Source organism: Agrobacterium sp. MCAB5 (assembly GCF_052114365.1).
Lineage (GTDB): Bacteria > Pseudomonadota > Alphaproteobacteria > Rhizobiales > Rhizobiaceae > Agrobacterium > Agrobacterium tumefaciens.
In genome coordinates this window covers 78625-96487 of sequence record NZ_JBFREP010000014.1, presented here as the reverse complement: position 1 = coordinate 96487, position 17863 = coordinate 78625, and the positions used below count along the sequence as shown (strand labels likewise).

Below are 17863 nucleotides of genomic sequence, written 5' to 3'. Positions count from 1 at the left end.
GCTCAATGCAGTCACAAAATCAAACCCCAAAAGCAAAAGCCCCTGGAAAACAACAAGCAGTCAGCTCATCAACATGATTTCTTTAGAACGAAAGACTTCGTCGCCAGCAGCGCCGCCGCCCTCGTTCAGTGAGCGGACTTATAAGAGAACACCCACAAACAAGTCAACACACCTATCGTCAAAAAACTGACATTTTTGCTAAACGTATGAAAATAAAAGATAGTTTCAAGGCGGACCGCACGGGAGGGCAGGAAGAGCCTCCTGTATGTGCCGACTGGTTCTGTTTCGGGAAACATGCAATAGGAACGGATAAGAGTTTCAGCCAGACTGGGGCGTCCAACGCCCCTTATAGCCTTAAGAATTGGAGAGCCCGTGCGCATTCTCGATGAAGCCGTCATTCCCGAGCTGCCGAATTACTACCGTGGCAAGGTGCGTGAAAACTACGATCTGCCCGACGGCAACCGCATTATCATATCAACCGATCGCCTCAGCGCATTCGACCGCATCCTCACCTGTGTTCCTTATAAGGGGCAGGTATTGACCCAGACGGCACGCTACTGGTTCGAGCAGACGAAGGATATCTGCCCCAACCACGTGGTCAGCTATCCCGATCCGAATGTCGTCATCGGCAAGAGGCTTGAAATATTGCCTGTCGAAGTGGTGGTTCGCGGTTATCTGGCCGGCACCACCGGCACATCTATCCTCACCCTTTATAAGAAAGGCCAGAGACAGATGTACGGCATGAGCCTGCCGGACGGGATGAAGGACAACCAGATCTTGCCCGAGCCGGTGATCACGCCGACGAGCAAGGCCTTCGATGGTGGTCACGACGAGCCGTTGACGCCGGCCGAGATCGTGGAGAAAAAACTTCTGACGCAGGAGCAATGGGACACGCTTTCCCGTTACGCGCTTACACTGTTCAAGCGCGGACAGGAAATTGCCGCAAAGCAGGGCCTCATCCTCGTCGATACGAAATACGAATTCGGCACCGATGAAAACGGCACGATCATTCTGGCCGACGAAATCCACACGCCTGACAGCAGCCGCTACTGGATGGCTGAAACCTATGAAGAGAGCTTCCGCAACGGCGCACGGCCGGCAAGCTTCGACAAGGATTTCGTGAGAGCCTGGGTTGCCGAACGCTGCGATCCCTATAAGGACGACGTTCCGGAAGTTCCGCAGGAACTCGTATTGCAGACGTCAAGGGTATATATTGATGCATACGAACGCATCACCGGACAAAGCTTCGTTCCCGACGATAGCGGTGAGACGCCGCTGGCAAGAGTACGCCGGAACCTGGAGCAATTTTTCCCCGGAGTCTGACCTTGAGCAAAACGATCGAACAGGCGAGAAAGGGTGACAGGAGGAACGACGTTCCTGTCAAGCGCCGGCCTCGCCGTTCCGCCGAAGAGACGCGGCGGGACATTCTTGCCAAAGCCGAAGAACTTTTTCGCGAGCGCGGGTTCAATGCAGTGGCGATTGCCGATATCGCCGCAGCACTAGGCATGTCGCCCGCGAACGTCTTCAAGAACTTCAATTCGAAGAATGCGCTCGTCGATGCCATCGGGTTTGAGCAGATCGGTGCTTTCGAGCGGGAAATCCACCCGCTCGATAAAAGTCATGCACCAGTTTCAAGGCTGCGCCATCTCGCCCGCACCCTGATGGAACAACACCATCAGAACCTCAACGACAATCCCTATATATTCGAAATGATCCTGATGACGGCCAAGCAGGACATGAAGTGCGGTGACTATTACAAATCCGTTATAGCAAACCTGGTGGCCGACATTATTCGCGATGGCGTAGATAAGGGAATTTACGCCCCCGCCGACATACCGCCTCTGGCGGAAACCGTCCTACACGCACTCGCGAGCGTCATCCATCCCGTCCTCATAGCACGGGAAGATATCGGCAATTTAGCAACACGTTGCGATCAACTGGTTGATTTAATCGAGGCAGGATTGCGCAATCCGCTTGCTAAGTGACGATTCTCAACTTACGTCACCTTCTCGCAATTGCTTGCGAAGCGTGAAAGCCTGCGCTTCTATGCGAATGGCGGTCCGAGCAGATTGAACGAAGAAGGTCCCCAATAGGGCCTTCACCCATCGTCCCTGCACCCGGACCAGCATCCGCCGAGCGACACTGCGCTTATAGTTGAATGCGACCGATACGCAGGGAAGAACAATGAGCCGACGTATTTTACCCCTATTTGCTTCTCTGTGCATGACCGCAGTTCTCGCGGGATGCAGCGATGGCGGCGAAAGCAGCCAGACCGCCGGCCAGGGCGCCGCGCGTCCCCCGTCTCCGGTCAGCATCATTGTGATGAAGACGAGCGAATAYCCCCTGACCACCGTTCTTCCCGGCCGCGCAAGCGCGTTCCAGACMGCGGAAATCCGCCCGCGCGTCACCGGCATCATCCGCGACATTCCCTTCAAGGAAGGCAGCGAGGTCAAGCAGGGTGACATTCTCTACCAGATTGAAGACAACACCTATCTGGCAGAAGTGGCACAGGCCAAGGCAAGCGTGGCGAAAGCCGAAGCAAGCGTTCCGAGCGCCCAGGCGAACCTTGCCCGCTACGAGCGGCTGGTCAACAGCGGCGCAACGCAGATCGAATATGAAAACGCCAAGGTGACGCTGCTTCAGGCCGAAGCCGACGTGGCCCAAGCGAAGGCTGCGCTGGAAACGGCTGAGATCAATCTCGATCTCACCAAGGTCCGCGCGCCTTTCGACGGCATCACCAGCGCTACCGCTTTCAGCATCGGCAACGTGGTGACGGCAAACCAGACGACGGCTTTGACGACGCTGCGCCGCATCGATCCGATCTACATCGATCTGATGGAATCCAGCATCAATCTTCTGCGTCTGAAAAAGGCGATCTCGTCGGGCCAGCTCGGCGGCGATACCAAGGAAACCGGCATTCACCTGACGCTGGAAGACGGCACCGAATACAAGCATGACGGCAAGATCGACATGTCGGACATGGCGGTGAGCGAAACCACGGGCACCTTCTCCATCCGTGCTCTCTTCGATAACCCGGACGATCTTCTGCTTCCCGGCACCTATGTTCGCGCAACGCTGACCATCGGTAAGGAAACGGGTTTCCGCATCCCGCAGCGCGCAGCGAGCCGGAACGCCAATGGCGAACTGACCGCAAAATTTGTCACCGCGGAAAACAAGGTGGAAACGCGCACCTTCCCGTCCAGCCAGCAGTCGGGCAATGCCTGGCTGGTGACGGAAAACGTCAAGGATGGCGACAAGCTCATCGTTGACGGCTTCCAGTGGATTGCCGACGGCGCGACGGTCGCGCCCGTGGAAGTGACCATCGACGATCGCGGTATCGTCGTTCTGCCGCAGCAAGCTCCGCCTGCCGCCGCCCCCTCGAAATAAACATGAGCACGAAACCCTCGGTCGAAGCTCGTAAAAGGTAAGGCAGGACTGCCATGGCCCATTTCTTTATCAGGCGCCCCGTTTTTGCATGGGTTATCGCCATCGTCATCATGCTGGGCGGCGCTCTGGCAATTGTGACGCTMTCCATCTCGCAATATCCCGATATTGCCCCGACGACGGTCCGCGTCAGCGCAACCTATAATGGCGCTAGCGCGGAGACGGTCGAAAAATCGGTGACGACCATCATTGAGGACGGCATGACCGGCCTCGACGACCTCACCTATATGACCTCGTCTTCTTCGACCGGCAGCGCCGAAGTGACACTGACCTTCGGCAACAGCATCCTGCCTGACATCGCGCAGGTTCAGGTGCAGAACAAGCTGCAGCTCGTGCAGTCGCAATTGCCCGACACCGTGCAGCAGCGCGGTATTCAGGTCAGCCGCTCCACATCGAGCATTCTGATGGTGGGTGCGCTGATCTCGACGGACGGCAAGCGCAATTCGGCYGATCTCGGCGACGTGTTCTCCTCGCGCGTTGAAGACCAGATYAAGCGCCTTGAAGGCGTGGGCAGCATCAACGTCTTCGGTTCCGAATATGCGATGCGCATCTGGCTCGATCCGTTCAAGCTCAACAAATACCAGCTGACCACGGCTGACGTCACCGGCGCCATCGAAAGCCAGAACACCCAGGTTTCGGTCGGCTCCCTCGGTGCCGTTCCAGCCGTCCAGGGCCAACAGCTCAATGTGACGGTGACGGCGCAGAGCCAGCTCACCACCGTCGCCGATTTCGAATCGGTCATCTTGAAGGTTGAGAAGGACGGCGCAACCGTTCGCCTGAGCGACGTGGCCCGCATCGAAATCGGCCAGGAAACCTATGGCGGTGATTCCCGCTCSAACGGCCGTCCTTCCGCCGGTTTCGCGGTCAACCTCGCCACGGGCGCCAACGCGCTCGAYACTGCAGCACGTGTCAAGTCCGCACTTACGGCCGTTGAGGGCTCGCTGCCTGCGGGCGTCTCGATCGAATATCCCTACGACACGACACCCTTCGTGAAGCTGTCGATCGAGAAAGTGGTGCATACGCTGATCGAGGCGATCATCCTCGTCTTCGTCGTGCTGCTGGTCTTCCTGCAAAACCTGCGCGCCACCTTCATTCCGATGATCGCCGTGCCCGTCGTGCTCCTCGGCACGTTCGGCATCCTCGCAGTCACCGGATATTCTATCAACACGCTGACCATGTTCGCCATGGTTCTGGCGATCGGCCTTCTCGTGGATGACGCCATCGTCGTTGTTGAAAACGTCGAGCGCATCATGTCGGAAGAGGGCCTGTCGCCGGTCGAGGCGACGGAAAAATCGATGGGCGAGATAACCGGCGCCATCATCGGCATCGCGCTCGTCCTGACCGCCGTGTTTATTCCCATGGCCTTCTTTGGCGGATCGACTGGTATCATCTATCGCCAGTTCTCGATCACGATCGTTTCGGCCATGCTGCTTTCGGCGGTGGTCGCCATCGTTCTGACGCCGGCGCTCTGCGCCACAATGCTGAAGCCCATCGACCATACCAAAAAGCAGCGTGGACCGGGTGCCTGGTTCAACCGCGGCTTCGGCAAGACGACGGACGGCTATGTYTCGTCGATCGGCTATCTGCTGAAGCGGCCCCTGCGCGTGACGATTCTTTTCCTGATCGTCGTSGGCGGCTGCGCCTGGTTCTTCACCAAACTGCCAAGCTCMTTCCTCCCACAGGAAGATCAGGGCGTGCTGCTGACGATCATCCAGACACCGACCGGTTCGAACATCGAACGCACCAACGAGGTGGTAAAACAGGTCGAAAGCTACTTCCGTGAAAAAGAAGCAGCCAATGTCGAATCGGTTTTCGGCGTGCTTGGATTCAGCTTCAGCGGTTCGGGTCAGAACAACGCGATCGTCTTCACCAAGCTCAAGGACTTTTCCGAGCGAACCGCACCCGATCAACACGCCGCCGCCATTGTGCAGCGGGCAATGGGTACGTTCTTCGGCTTCCGCGATGCACAGGTATTCCCGCTTTTGCCGCCGGCAATTCAGGGCATGGGCACGTCGAGCGGTTTCTCCATGTATCTCGTGGATAGCGGCCGCAACGGCACCGACGCTCTGACCGCAACCTCCAAGGACCTGATTGCGCTTGCAACAAGCAATCCAAAGATCAGCTCTCTGCGAAGCGACAGCCAGGACAACGAAACGCAGATGAAGATCATTCTCGATCAGGAAAAGATGGGGGCCATGGGCGTCGATCTTTCCTCCGTGAACCTGATGCTGTCGACGATCTTTGCCGGCCGGGATGTCAACGACTTCACCCTGAACGGTGAGCTCAAGCCGGTCTATGTTCAGGGCGATGCACCCTATCGCATGCAGCCGGACGACCTGAAGTTCTGGTATGCCCGCAACWCCAGCGGCGAAATGGTACCTTTCTCCTCCTTCAGCGAGGTGAAGTGGATCAACGCGCCGCCGTCACTGGCACGCTACAACGGTACGGGCGCGATTTCGCTTGAAGGCACCGCCGGCGCRGGCRTTGCTTCCGGCGAAGCCATGGACGAGATGGAACGTCTGACGGCAAGCATGCCAGGCGGTTACACCGTGGCATGGCAGGGCATCTCCTATCAGGAACGCCTTTCCGGCTCGCAGGCGCCCATGCTGTACGCGCTGTCGGTTCTCATCGTGTTCCTTTGCCTGGCCGCCCTTTATGAAAGYTGGTCGATCCCGTTCTCGGTTATTCTGGCTGTCCCGGTGGGTGTCCTCGGCGCTTTGACTGCGGCCCATTTCTTCGGCCAGACGAACGACGTCTACTTCAAGGTGGGCCTGCTGACGACCATCGGCCTTGCCGCGAAAAACGCGATCCTGATCGTTGAATTCGCCAAGGAGAGGCAGGAGCACGGGTTAAGTCTGGTGGAAGCGGCACTGGAGGCGGCGAAGCTGCGCCTGCGTCCGATCATCATGACGTCGCTCGCCTTCATCCTCGGCGTCGTGCCTCTCGCGATCGCAACCGGAGCGGGTTCCGCTGCACAAAATGCAATCGGTATCGGGGTGCTGGGTGGTATGCTTTCTGCAACACTGCTCGGAATTTTCTTCGTTCCGTCCTTTTTCGTCATCATTCGTCGCCTTTCAAGGCGTTAACAAAACAAAAATGGGCTGTGCCAACCGTTAATACGCTGCTAGAAATATGGCCGATTTGGCAAACGCACGTTTCTAGGGCATATCGACCGCGCAGCCCATTTGTCAGCAAGCCGCGCTTGGTAAGCCAACCAGAGAATTGGGAAAATTATATGCTGTCTATTCGCGCTACTATTCCCCTGACAATGCTACTGCTTTCGGGCTGCGTTGTCGGACCCGACCACAAGACGCCGGAAATTCAATTGCCGGGAAAGTTCGCGGAAGCCGGAAAAACCAGTAATGGCGACATCAGCAGCGTTGCATGGTGGACGGCCTTTAACGACAACCGCCTGAACGGTTACGTCTCCACCGGCCTTGCGCAGAACCTCACCGTGATGCAGGCAATCGAGCGCATCAATCAGGCGCAGGCCCAGGTGATCGTGGACGGCGCCGGCGGCCTGCCGAGCCTGACWGGCAGTGGCAGCCACACGACCAGCGAGACCAAGGGCAGCTACCGTGACGTTCCCGTCACCAACGTGTCCAACGGCAGCCTTAGCATTTCCTGGTTCCTCGACCTTTTCGGTCGCTATCGCCGGGCAACGGAAAGCGCCGATGCGTCGCTTGACGCCGCGTACTCCACCGTCGACGTTCAGCGCCTGACGCTGATTTCCTCAGTCGCCGCGGCCTATATCGACGTGCGCTATTATCAGGAGCGCCTGGCGATTGCCCGCCAGAACCTGAGTTCACGCCGCGAAACGCTAGATCTGACGAAGCTGCAGCTCGAAGCGGGTGCGGCCTCGCGTCTCGATGTCGTCCAGTCCGAAGGTCTGGTCAATTCAACGCTGTCGCAGATACCCGGCCTCGAAACCAGCTTCCGCAAGTCAGCCCACCGCATCGCGACCCTGCTCGGCATGCCGGCCTCGTCGCTCATCACCGAGCTGCAGAAGGGCGCACGCCAGCCTGTTGCGCGCGCTGTTCCCCGCACCGGCATCCCGGCCGACCTGATCCGCAACCGTCCGGACATCCGCGTCGCTGAACGCAATCTCGCCGCTGCGGTCGCCACGATCGGTGTAACCGAGGCACAGCTTTATCCAAGCATCGAGCTTGGTGGCGCGATCACCCCGAGCTACAATTTCCTGAGTGGCGGCGGCAGGGGAACGGCCAATAGCTGGTCCTTCGGTCCGAGCCTCACTCTCCCGATCCTCGATGGTGGCAGACTGCGCGCCAATGTCGACATCGCGAACTCGCAAGCACGCGAGCAATATCTCGTCTGGAAGGCAACCGTTCTCAACGCCGTTGAAGAAGTCGAAAACGCCCTGGCCGCCATCAATCGCGACCAGCGTACCGTCGACGCGCTGAGAAAGACTGTCTCATCCTACCAGGAAGCGCTGCAGCTCTCGACAGCCAGCTATCGTGACGGTGCGTCGTCTCTGCTCGACGTTCTGGATGCCCAGCGGTCGGTCTCCGATGCGCAGGCAAACCTTGCAACGGCGATCCAGACGACCGCGCAGGATTATGTCTCGCTCAACGTGGCTCTCGGTGGCGGTTATGCCGTTGGCCAGCCTGYCCCGAAGAAGTCCGCCGGCCCAACCGTGGCCGCTGCAAAGGGCATGTAAGAAACGCCTCAAGGCAAATGAAAAGCCCGCGTCGAGACGCGGGCTTTTTTGTATTCCAGACACAAAAAAGCACCGGTCGCCCGGTGCTTTTTGTTTAACCTGCCGTCARGCTCAGTTCTTGGCGCGCTCGACGTAGGAATTGTCTTCCGTCGCGATGACCACGCGGATACCGGCGTCGATGTGCGGCGGCACCATGGTGCGGATGCCGTTGGAAAGAATTGCCGGCTTGTAGGAAGAAGAAGCCGTCTGGCCCTTCACAACCGGTTCCGTTTCGACGATTTCCAGCGTGACGTGGCGCGGCAGTTCGACAGCCAGCGGATTGCCTTCGTGAATGGAAAGAACGCAGGTCATGCCTTCCTGCAGATAGGCCTTCTGGTCGCCCATCGTCTCGACATCRACAACGACCTGRTCGTAGTTTGCCGGGTTCATGAAGTGRAAGCCTTCGCCGTCTTCATAAAGRAACTGGAAGTTCAGGTCTTCGACGAAAGCRCGCTCGACCTGTTCGGTCGTGCGCCAGCGCTCGGAAACCTTCACGCCGTCAACGATGCGGCGCATGTCAACCTGAGTGACCGGCGTGCCCTTGCCCGGGTGAAAGTTCTGCGCGGTGAGAACAACGTAGAGCTTGCCGTCCACGTCGAGAACATTGCCCTTGCGGACGGATGAGGCGATAACCTTGACCATATGACTTCCTTGTAACTCGATGAAATGCGTCGTAAAGGACTGCGCGATAGCACCGGCCCGGCAGACGTTTTGTCTTTTTTCTGGGGCGCAACTACCTTAAATCCGCGCGAATTGCCAGCCTTCTACAGCAATTCGCGGAAGAGTGCCTAGCGGTTTTCCGCCCGGAATTGCTTTAAATGATGCGATCAGGCGTTTTGCGGGCCGTTTATCCGTAACAAGGCCAGCAGGTAAGACGGAAAAGAAAAAAGAGATGGGCTCAAGCAACGAGACAATGTCGCCCTGGTGGACGCCCGACGTCCATGCCGACCGCCGCGCCTTTCTGCTTGGACGCAACGCGATCCAGTCGGAATTTCGCAGCTATTTCGCGCGCGCGGACTTTCTAGAGGTCGACACCGCCACATTGCAGATTTCTCCCGGCAACGAGGCACATCTGCATGCCTTCGCCACCCAGGGACTGACGCCAGCCGGCGACGCCGCTCCGCTCTATCTCCACACCTCGCCCGAATTCGCCTGCAAGAAATTGCTCGCGGCCGGTGAAGAACGCATTTTCTGTTTCGCCCATGTTTATCGAAACCGGGAAAGAGGCCCCCTGCACCACCCAGAATTCACGATGCTGGAATGGTATAGGGTCGGAGAAACCTACGAGATCCTGATGAAGGACAGCGCCAATCTTCTGGCGCTGGCGGCAGAAACCGCCAAAACAAACAATTTCACCTATCGTGGCCGCAGCGTCGATCCGTTCCTCGAACCGGAACGTCTGAGCGTCGCGGAAGCCTTCGATCGCTATGCGGGAATTGATCTTCTGGCGACGATTGACCGAAACGGCGAGACGGATAGCCAGCACCTCGCCGCAAGCCTCACCAATGCCGGAATTCGTGTGGCTAGGGACGACACCTGGGCGGATATGTTCAGCCGCGTTATCGTGGAGCGGGTGGAACCAGAACTGGGCTTMGGCCGCGCCACCATTCTCGATGAATATCCCACAAGCGAGGCTGCGCTTGCCCGCAAATCGCCTGGGGATGCGCGGGTGGCGGAACGGTTCGAGCTTTATGCGTGTGGCGTGGAACTTGCCAATGCCTTTGGCGAATTGACAGACGCTGCTGAGCAGAGACGGCGTTTCGAAATGGAGATGGTTGAGAAGCAGCGGGTTTACGGCGAGACCTATCCTTTGGACGAGGATTTTCTGGCGGCGCTGGCGATCATGCCGCCGGCAAGCGGCATAGCACTCGGTTTCGACCGACTGGTGATGCTGGCAACCGGCGCGCCCCGAATCGATCTGGTCATGTGGGCACCCGTCGCGGAATACGGACGATGACAAGGCTTGAAACCATCAAGACACCCGAAGCACTTGTTGAGGCGGGGTTGATCAAGACCGAGGCGCTCGAGGACGTGCGCGCGGTGACGCAGCGTTACGCGTTAGCCATCACATCGACAATGGCCGATCTGATGGACAGCCGCGATCCGCAGGACCCCATCGCGCGGCAATTCGTGCCGGACCTAGCCGAACTCGTCCACCTTCCCGAAGAACGGGACGATCCGATCGGCGACGGTGCACATAGCCCCGTCCATGGCATCGTCCACCGTTACCCGGACCGGCTGCTCTTGAAGGCGGTGCATGTCTGCCCCGTCTATTGCCGTTTCTGTTTCCGCCGCGAAATGGTCGGGCCGCAGGGCAACGGCATGATGAGCCCGGAAGAGCTGGACGCCGCATTCGACTATATAAAAGCCAACCCGGCCATCTGGGAGGTCATCCTCACCGGCGGCGATCCGCTGGTACTCTCGGCGCGGCGATTGTCCGACCTGATGACGCGGCTGAAAGACGTACCGCACGTCAAGATCGTTCGCTTCCACACCCGTGTACCGGTCGTCGATCCCGAACGAATCGACGGGCCGCTGATCGAGGCATTGAAGGCCAGCGGCAAAACCACCTATGTGGCCCTGCACGCCAACCACGCACGCGAACTTGGGCAAGCAGCCAGAAGTGCTTGCGCGCGGCTGATCGATGCCGGCATCGCCATGGTCAGCCAGACCGTGCTTTTGAAGGGCATCAACGATGAATCGGCAATTCTCGCCGAACTGATGCGCGCCTTTGTCGAGAACCGTATCAAGCCTTACTACCTGCACCACCCCGACCTAGCGCCCGGCACCAGCCATTTCCGGCTGACGATAGAAGAAGGTCAGCGAATCGTTTCCGCCTTGCGCGGGCATGTCTCCGGTCTTTGCCAGCCGACCTACGTTCTCGACATTCCGGGCGGTCACGGCAAGGCCACGATCGGCCCGAATGCGGCCGAAAAAACCCGCGATGGCTGCTACTCCGTCTCGGACTTCAACGGAAACGATCATATTTACCCGCCGCCTGCATCCGGCGACGATTAAAAAAAGCATAAAAAGCCCGCCGTGCCGGGCTTTTCAAAGCGGCGTCGAACGAAAACAAAAATTTCACATTTCCGCCCCCCTCCTGTCATCATAAAGAAAAATATTCTACCTATAACAATCAGCATTGATTTTAATGGTGGTCTGGATTATCAGTGTGGAACTGGAGAGCGAGTCTCCTGATTCCGGATCAACACCAATACAGGGAGTGTGTCATGTCAAAATATATTCGCATCAACGCAATCCTTGGTCTTGAGTCCTGGAATGCTGGATTTAAATCCACGTGTTCCCGCTGCTGTCGAATGTGACCTGACGGTCTCAATTTTCTGAAAATCAGTTCGACAACATGCTGTGTTAATGAGCCACAGCGGGAGTATACCTATGCAAAAGCAAGTTATTGAATTCGCTGGCGAACCCGTCGGCATCGTCATACCGGACAACGACCGGCTGAAGTTCATCGCGGTGAAGTTCCACGTCCACGACCTGGACGAACAGAAGTTCGACAGCGCCGACGATGTGCGGATTGCAATTCGCAATCTCGTGCGCAGCCGGAACCTGGCCGCGGCCTGATGCGGGAAACCCATCACCCGCTCACGGACCTTTCAAAACCAAAGCGCGCCCAATATCGGATCCCGAATACCGGGTCGATGGCGCGCTTTTCTATTGCCTGACAATTCGTCCACTGGTCTGTCATAAACCACGACGGGGTGTATCAATACGCCCTGCACTAAGGTGAAATAGCTTTTTCAAATCCGGATTGGAGTGCAAAAGCCACGCGCTCCTAGAGCTCCCACCTCTCCTCGTTTCTGTGCTTGTCGCAGGAACCCAGCCAGCCCAGATCCTAGGGCTGAAAAGACTCTCTCGCCGCCCAGACGCGCGTCAGAACGCGGTAAAGGTCAGCGTCGTCAACGAGCGGACGATGCCTGGAATATTGACGATGTTCTGGTTGATGAACTTGCCGATATCCTCTTCCTGCGGAAGATAGATCTTCAGCATCAGATCATATTCGCCGCTGGTGGAATAAAGCTCGGAAACCAGCTCCGTTTTATAGATGGCATCGGCGACATCATAGGTCTTGCCGGGCTCGCATTGAAGCTGGACAAAAATGGGCTTCACGGACATCTCCCGTATTGGAACTTGTGGTGCGTGGCTCTTCGCCATGCGTCATGGCGCACTATTGGCTTAGCCGCGCCGGTCTTGCAAGACCGCCTGCCGGTTTAGGCAGAAAAGTCTCATCCGCTGCTACCAGCCCCGATCGCGGCCTGAGAAACGATCCAGCTTCGAAAACTTTCGAGCGGAGCGTAACCGGCGCGATCGGGCATGCAGGCGAGATAATAGGCCTCTTCGCTCTCCACCTCGCCGGTAACCGCCGCGACAAGCCGGCCGCTTCGCAACTCCTCCYCGATCATGAAGGACGGAATGAGCGATGCCCCGACCCCGGCGCTCGCCGCCTCGGCAATCGTCGTGAACTGATCGAAAAGCATGCCATGCACATTGTCGAAAACCACATCATGGCTGCGAAACCATTGTTCCCAGGCATCCGGCCGGGTCGTCATGTGCAGCAGCGGCACATGCAGCAGATCGCCCGGCTGTGAAAGCCCGTAGCGCTCCCTGAAAGCGGGACTGCACACCGGAATGACTGTTTCATGCATCAGAAAAACGAGTTCGGTACCCGGCCAATGCGGCAAACCAAAATGAATCGCTGCATCGACTGTATCGGTGCGGAAATCGAACAGCGACGAACGCGTAAGAAGATTGACCGAAACGCCCGGATGTCGGGCAATGAAATCGGGAAGACGCGGCACCAGCCAGCGCGTACCAAAGCTTGGCAGAACACCGAGATTGAGCGTGCCGCCATCCGGATTGGCGCGCAGATTGAGCGACGCGGTCGATATTCGCCGCAGGGCCTCCCGGATTTCCCGCGCATAACCCTCCCCCGCCCGGGTGAGCCGGATTGTCTGCCGCTCGCGCAGAAACAGCGCCACGCCAAGTTGCTCCTCAAGCGCGAGGATCTGCCGGCTGACCGCGCCTTGAGTAAGCCCGAGTTCTCTCGCAGCCGCGGTCACGCTGCCGGTGCGCGAGGCGGCTTCAAAGGCCGCAAGAAGTGAAAGCGACGGTAAGAAGCGCCGAGGCGGCAGAACCATATTCCCTCACGGAATGAACTCTTGACGATATGTCGATATTCAACAGGTGAGGCCGCTTGTAAAGTCTCATAAACAAGGGCTTGTGACTCATACGGAAAACAAATGAACTCGCCCGGAAAATGGTGGAACGATGTATAATGACCCCCGCTCGCACGGCCTCTGGGAAAAGACCGCGCCGCAGCCGCCCGCAACGCCTGCTCTGCAAGGCGAGGCGGTTGCCGATGTGGTGATTGTCGGTGGCGGCTTCACCGGACAATCCGCCGCCCTTCATCTTGCTGAAAAGGGCATGGATGTCGTTCTTCTCGAAGCCAGGGAAATCGGCTTCGGCGGCGCCGGCCGCAATGTCGGTCTCATCAACGGCGGCATGTGGGTCATGCCGAGGGAGTTGCCCGGCGTGCTGGGCGAAACCTATGGGGAACGGCTTCTCAGCCTTCTGGGTGATGCGCCGTTGCTGGTGCGCGAATTGGTGGAAAAACACGCGATTCCCTGCGAGATCGAAAAGAATGGCACATTGCATTGCGCCGTCGGTGAAAAAGGGCTCGCCGAAATTCGCGAGCGCTGCGAACAATGGGCAGCCAGRGGCGCTCCCGTCCGCCTTCTCGATGCCRATGAMACGGCAAGACACACCGGCAGCACCGCCTATTCCGGCGCACTTTTCGATACGCGCGCCGGCACGCTTCAGCCGCTTGCCTATGTTCGTGGTCTGGCTGCCACCGCGCAAAAGGCAGGAGCACGGCTGCACACCGCCAGCCCCGTCGTGTCGACCGAACGCAGCGGCGGAAAATGGGTGGTAAAAACACCGCAGGGATCGGTGACCGCCAACTGGATCGTCGTCGCCACCGAAGCCTACAGCACCGGGCCGTGGCAGATCGTCCGCGACGAACAGACCTACCTGCCCTACTTCAACTTCGCGACCAGACCGCTTAGCGACAATCTGCAAAAGATTATCCTGCCGAACCGAGAAGGTTGCTGGGATACAAAGGAAATCCTCTCCTCGTTCCGCATGGACAAAGCGGGTCGGCTGGTCTTCGGCAGCGTCGGCGCCTTGCGCAGCACGGGTGCCGCCATTCACCGGGCATGGGCCAAACGATCGCTGAAGCGGCTTTTCCCGCAACTGGGAGAGACGGAATTCGAATGCGAATGGTACGGCCAGATCGGCATGACGGACAATGCCGTGCCGCGTTTCCATAAATTCGCGGAAAATGTCGTCGGTTTTTCCGGTTATAATGGCCGCGGCATCGCACCCGGTACTGCCTTCGGCAAGGTGATTGCGCAACATATTCTCGGTGATATCGCCGAAAACGACCTGCCTCTTCCCGTGACCGAACCAAAAGCGCAGGCCTTCCGGGCAGTGAAGGAAGCCTATTACGAGGCGGGCGCACAGATCGCTCATTTCGCCGGTGAACGCTTCTGATCAACCAGGCTGAAAGCCGCCGGTCGTGGCGGCTTTTTTAAACGGCATCGATATATTCTTGAAAATATAATGATTGCCCTATAGGCCTATCGATATATTCATCAGGATATCTCGAACCGGGGGAACACACCATGAGACTCTTACGCCGCACCTTCTTCAAAACCATCGCCGCAGCAACATCCTTCTGGGTGGCGGCATCCTTTGCGGTGGTTCCCGCCCATGCCGCCGAAAAAGTCACGGTGTTTGCTGCCGCGAGCATGAAAAACGCACTTGATGCGATCAATGCCGAATGGGCGAAGGAAAGCGGCAATGAAGCGACCGTGTCCTAYGCCGCAAGCTCCGCACTCGCCAAACAGATCGAGCAGGGTGCACCGGCGGATATCTTCATTTCCGCCGACCTCGCCTGGATGGATTATGTTGCCGAAAAGAAGCTGATCRACGTCGAAAGCCGCTCCAATCTTCTTGGCAACCGCATCGTTCTCGTCGCCCCGGCCGACAAGGCCAAGCCGGTCGATATCAAAAAGGACTTCGATCTCGCCGGACTGGTGGGCGATGGCCGACTGGCCATGGGYGCGGTCGATTCCGTTCCGGCGGGTAAATACGGCAAGGCTGCGCTGGAAAAGCTCGGCGTCTGGTCATCCGTGGAAAAGAAAGTCGCCGGCGCGGAAAGCGTGCGCGCAGCGCTGCTGCTCGTGTCGCGCAGCGAAGCGCCCTATGGCATCGTCTACCAGACCGATGCGGCCGCCGATCCGGGCGTGAAGATCGTCGGCACCTTCCCGGAGGACAGCCATCCGCCGATCATCTACCCCGTCGCCATTCTCTCGGAAGCAAAATCTCCGGCGGCAAAATCCTATCTGGATTTCCTGAAGTCCGCCAAGGCTACGCCCTTCTTCGAAAAGCAAGGCTTTACCGTTTTGAAATAAACTGCGTTTCGCGGTCCCATCCAGTATGGGACCGCGAGAGATGACGATTGTAGGATATGGCTTTGCATTGGTGGACACTCAGCCCTGAAGAATGGACGGCGATCAGGCTCAGCCTGTGGGTGTCCTCCATCGCCATGTTCGCCAGCCTGCCCTTCGGCATTGCGGTTGCCGTCGCGCTGGCGCGCGGGCGCTTCTGGGGCAAGTCGCTGCTCAACGGCATCGTCCACCTGCCGCTCATTCTACCGCCCGTCGTCACCGGCTTTCTGCTGCTCGTCCTCTTCGGCCGCAGRGGCGCYATCGGCCAGTTTCTMGACAGCTGGTTCGGCATCGTCTTTTCCTTTCGCTGGACGGGGGCGGCGCTCGCATGCGCCGTCATGGCGTTTCCGCTGATGGTGCGCTCCATCCGCCTCTCYATCGAAGCGGTGGACAGCAAGCTGGAAGAGGCGGCCGGAACCCTGGGTGCAAGCCCCCTATGGGTGTTCCTCACCGTCACGCTTCCCCTGATCCTGCCCGGCATCATCGCGGGCATGATCCTCGCTTTCGCCAAGGCCATGGGCGAATTCGGCGCGACCATCACCTTCGTTTCCAATATTCCCGGCGAAACCCAGACGCTGTCCGCYGCCATCTACACTTTCACGCAGGTTCCGGGCGGCGATGCAGGCGCATTGCGGCTGACCATCGTTTCCGTCGTGATTTCCATGTCGGCCTTGCTCGTCTCCGAGTTTCTGGCCCGCATCATCGGCAAACGGGTGAGCATGGAATGACGCTTTCTGTCTCCACCCGCCACCGCCTCGGCTCCTTCGAACTCAACGCGTCATTCACCTCTGATGGCGGCGTTACAGCGCTTTTCGGACGCTCCGGCTCCGGTAARACGTCGATGATCCGCATCATCGCAGGTCTGCTGCGGCCAGATAGTGGTCAGGTATCGCTYGATGGCGAAGTGCTGGCCGATAGCGGAAAGCGCCTGTTCCTGCCGGCGCACAGGCGCCATTTTGGTTATGTTTTTCAGGAAGCGCGGCTATTTCCTCATCTCAGCGTTGCCCAGAACCTGAACTACGGCAAATGGTTCGCTACGGAAAAAGCTGAGCAGGCGAATGAAAACCGCATTATCGACATGCTTGGCATCGGCCATCTTCTCCAGCGTCGTCCGAACAAGCTTTCCGGCGGTGAAAAACAGCGGGTCGCCATCGGCCGCGCACTCCTGTCATCGCCCAGACTACTGTTGATGGACGAACCTCTCGCCTCACTGGACGAGGAACGAAAGGCCGAGATCATCCCTTATCTGGAACGGCTGCGCGAAGAAACGAAAATCCCGATCGTCTATGTCAGCCACTCCATCCAGGAAGTCGCCCGCCTTGCCGACCGCATAGTTGTTATGAAGGACGGCAAGGTGGAGGCACAGGGAAAAGCGGCCGACGTGCTGTCACGGTCGGATTTCAGTGCACATCTTGAGCGACGAGAAGCAGGCAGCATCCTTTCGGGACACATCGAAAGCTTCGATGAAAGGCACGGGCTTGCTGCCGTAAGGCTCTGCTCGTCGCTCCTGCAGGTTCCAGCAAAAGGAGGAACACGCGGCACCCCGGCACGCGTGCTGATACCAGCGCGTGACGTCATGCTTGCCACGGCAAAACCCGAAGGCCTGAGCGCCCTTAACATCCTCGAAGGCCATATTGCCGGTATCTCCGCCAGCGAAGATGGCATGGTAACCGTTCAGGTGGATTGCGGCGGCGATATTATCCAGTCGCGCATCACCGATCTGTCGCGCGAACGTCTCCAGCTGGAACCCGGGAAACCGGTACATGCGATCATAAAGTCGGCGGCTCTCGATCCGTATTAGTGATGGCGGCATCCGGATTGCGGTTGGCCTCAAGCCAGTCGATATCCTTGCGCAGAGCCTCGTTCATCCGCTTTTCCATGCTGCGATACCGTTCAAGCAATTCGGCACCGAATGCCGTCAGCGCGGCCCCACCACCCTGCTTGCCGCCCCGCTGGGATTCGATCACCGGCTGCCTGAACATATGGTTCAGCGCATCCACAAGCAGCCATGCACGRCGATAGGACATGTCCATCGCTCGCCCGGCGGCCGATATCGAGCCGGTCTCGACAATCAGCTCCATCAACTCGATCTTACCGTGGCCGAGACGATCTCCGGGCGGAAAATCGATGCGGAGAACGGGCTTCAGTGGCTGATGTATATTGCTCATTG

General features: G+C 58.3%; 16 protein-coding genes. 12 read left to right on the top strand and 4 right to left on the bottom strand.

What is annotated here, in order from left to right; translation table 11 throughout:
• Positions 1 to 372: 372 nt before the first annotated feature.
• The 5 genes from AB4Z23_RS24330 (at position 373) to AB4Z23_RS24310 (ending at position 8122) form a co-directional block, all read left to right on the top strand.
• The gene (locus tag AB4Z23_RS24330; protein WP_421477053.1) at positions 373 to 1323 is read left to right on the top strand and encodes a phosphoribosylaminoimidazolesuccinocarboxamide synthase; all 951 of its coding nucleotides are present in this window, start codon (positions 373 to 375) and stop codon (positions 1321 to 1323) included.
• 2 nt (positions 1324 to 1325) lie between these two features.
• The gene (locus AB4Z23_RS24325) at positions 1326 to 1985 is read left to right on the top strand and encodes a TetR family transcriptional regulator (RefSeq protein WP_019566104.1); all 660 of its coding nucleotides are present in this window, start codon (positions 1326 to 1328) and stop codon (positions 1983 to 1985) included.
• Between the two features lie 199 nt (positions 1986 to 2184).
• A complete protein-coding gene (locus AB4Z23_RS24320; RefSeq protein ID WP_025594474.1) occupies positions 2185 to 3387 on the top strand; it encodes an efflux RND transporter periplasmic adaptor subunit in 1203 nt (400 codons plus the stop codon).
• A gap of 53 nt (positions 3388 to 3440) precedes the next feature.
• Complete coding sequence (locus AB4Z23_RS24315) at positions 3441 to 6530, top strand: efflux RND transporter permease subunit (protein WP_441360883.1); 3090 nt, start codon at positions 3441 to 3443, stop codon at positions 6528 to 6530.
• A 149-nt stretch (positions 6531 to 6679) separates the two neighbouring features.
• Complete coding sequence (locus AB4Z23_RS24310) at positions 6680 to 8122, top strand: efflux transporter outer membrane subunit (RefSeq protein WP_441360882.1); 1443 nt, start codon at positions 6680 to 6682, stop codon at positions 8120 to 8122.
• Positions 8123 to 8233: 111 nt separating this feature from the next.
• On the opposite strand, the gene efp is transcribed toward AB4Z23_RS24310, so the two are convergent.
• A complete protein-coding gene (gene efp / locus AB4Z23_RS24305) occupies positions 8234 to 8803 on the bottom strand; it encodes an elongation factor P (RefSeq protein WP_003516849.1) in 570 nt (189 codons plus the stop codon).
• A 250-nt stretch (positions 8804 to 9053) separates the two neighbouring features.
• Here efp and epmA point away from each other — a divergent pair, with 250 nt between their 5' ends.
• The 3 genes from epmA (at position 9054) to AB4Z23_RS24290 (ending at position 11746) form a co-directional block, all read left to right on the top strand.
• A complete protein-coding gene (gene epmA / locus AB4Z23_RS24300) occupies positions 9054 to 10118 on the top strand; it encodes an EF-P lysine aminoacylase EpmA (protein WP_441360881.1) in 1065 nt (354 codons plus the stop codon).
• Complete coding sequence (locus AB4Z23_RS24295) at positions 10115 to 11179, top strand: lysine-2,3-aminomutase-like protein (protein WP_421477049.1); 1065 nt, start codon at positions 10115 to 10117, stop codon at positions 11177 to 11179. Before epmA ends, AB4Z23_RS24295 begins: the two co-directional genes overlap by 4 nt.
• Positions 11180 to 11557: 378 nt before the next feature.
• Positions 11558 to 11746 carry a hypothetical protein gene (locus AB4Z23_RS24290; protein ID WP_003516843.1) on the top strand — a complete coding sequence of 63 codons (189 nt, stop codon included), beginning with the start codon at positions 11558 to 11560 and terminating at the stop codon, positions 11744 to 11746.
• A 309-nt stretch (positions 11747 to 12055) separates the two neighbouring features.
• Here the strand turns inward: AB4Z23_RS24290 and AB4Z23_RS24285 are convergent, their stop codons facing one another.
• Both AB4Z23_RS24285 and AB4Z23_RS24280 read right to left on the bottom strand, forming a co-directional pair.
• The gene (locus tag AB4Z23_RS24285; protein WP_003516842.1) at positions 12056 to 12292 is read right to left on the bottom strand and encodes an Lrp/AsnC ligand binding domain-containing protein; all 237 of its coding nucleotides are present in this window, start codon (positions 12290 to 12292) and stop codon (positions 12056 to 12058) included.
• Positions 12293 to 12408: 116 nt separating this feature from the next.
• The gene (locus AB4Z23_RS24280; RefSeq protein ID WP_441360880.1) at positions 12409 to 13320 is read right to left on the bottom strand and encodes a LysR family transcriptional regulator; all 912 of its coding nucleotides are present in this window, start codon (positions 13318 to 13320) and stop codon (positions 12409 to 12411) included.
• 130 nt (positions 13321 to 13450) lie between these two features.
• Here AB4Z23_RS24280 and AB4Z23_RS24275 point away from each other — a divergent pair, with 130 nt between their 5' ends.
• The 4 genes from AB4Z23_RS24275 to modC all read left to right on the top strand — a co-directional run bounded on the left by AB4Z23_RS24275 (position 13451) and on the right by modC (position 17494).
• Positions 13451 to 14734 (top strand): NAD(P)/FAD-dependent oxidoreductase, encoded by a 1284-nt coding sequence (locus tag AB4Z23_RS24275; RefSeq protein ID WP_441360879.1) that lies wholly within the window; start codon positions 13451 to 13453, stop codon positions 14732 to 14734.
• A 131-nt stretch (positions 14735 to 14865) separates the two neighbouring features.
• Positions 14866 to 15657: a molybdate ABC transporter substrate-binding protein gene (gene modA, locus AB4Z23_RS24270; RefSeq protein WP_441360878.1), complete on the top strand. Its 792-nt coding sequence runs from the start codon at positions 14866 to 14868 to the stop codon at positions 15655 to 15657.
• 56 nt (positions 15658 to 15713) lie between these two features.
• Positions 15714 to 16421: a molybdate ABC transporter permease subunit gene (gene modB / locus AB4Z23_RS24265; protein WP_025594485.1), complete on the top strand. Its 708-nt coding sequence runs from the start codon at positions 15714 to 15716 to the stop codon at positions 16419 to 16421.
• Complete coding sequence (gene modC / locus AB4Z23_RS24260; protein WP_421477043.1) at positions 16418 to 17494, top strand: molybdenum ABC transporter ATP-binding protein; 1077 nt, start codon at positions 16418 to 16420, stop codon at positions 17492 to 17494. Before modB ends, modC begins: the two co-directional genes overlap by 4 nt.
• Here modC and AB4Z23_RS24255 read toward each other — a convergent pair.
• Positions 17463 to 17861: a winged helix-turn-helix domain-containing protein gene (locus tag AB4Z23_RS24255; protein ID WP_013636838.1), complete on the bottom strand. Its 399-nt coding sequence runs from the start codon at positions 17859 to 17861 to the stop codon at positions 17463 to 17465. The two genes, modC and AB4Z23_RS24255, sit on opposite strands and share 32 nt — an antisense overlap.
• Positions 17862 to 17863 lie beyond the last annotated feature (2 nt).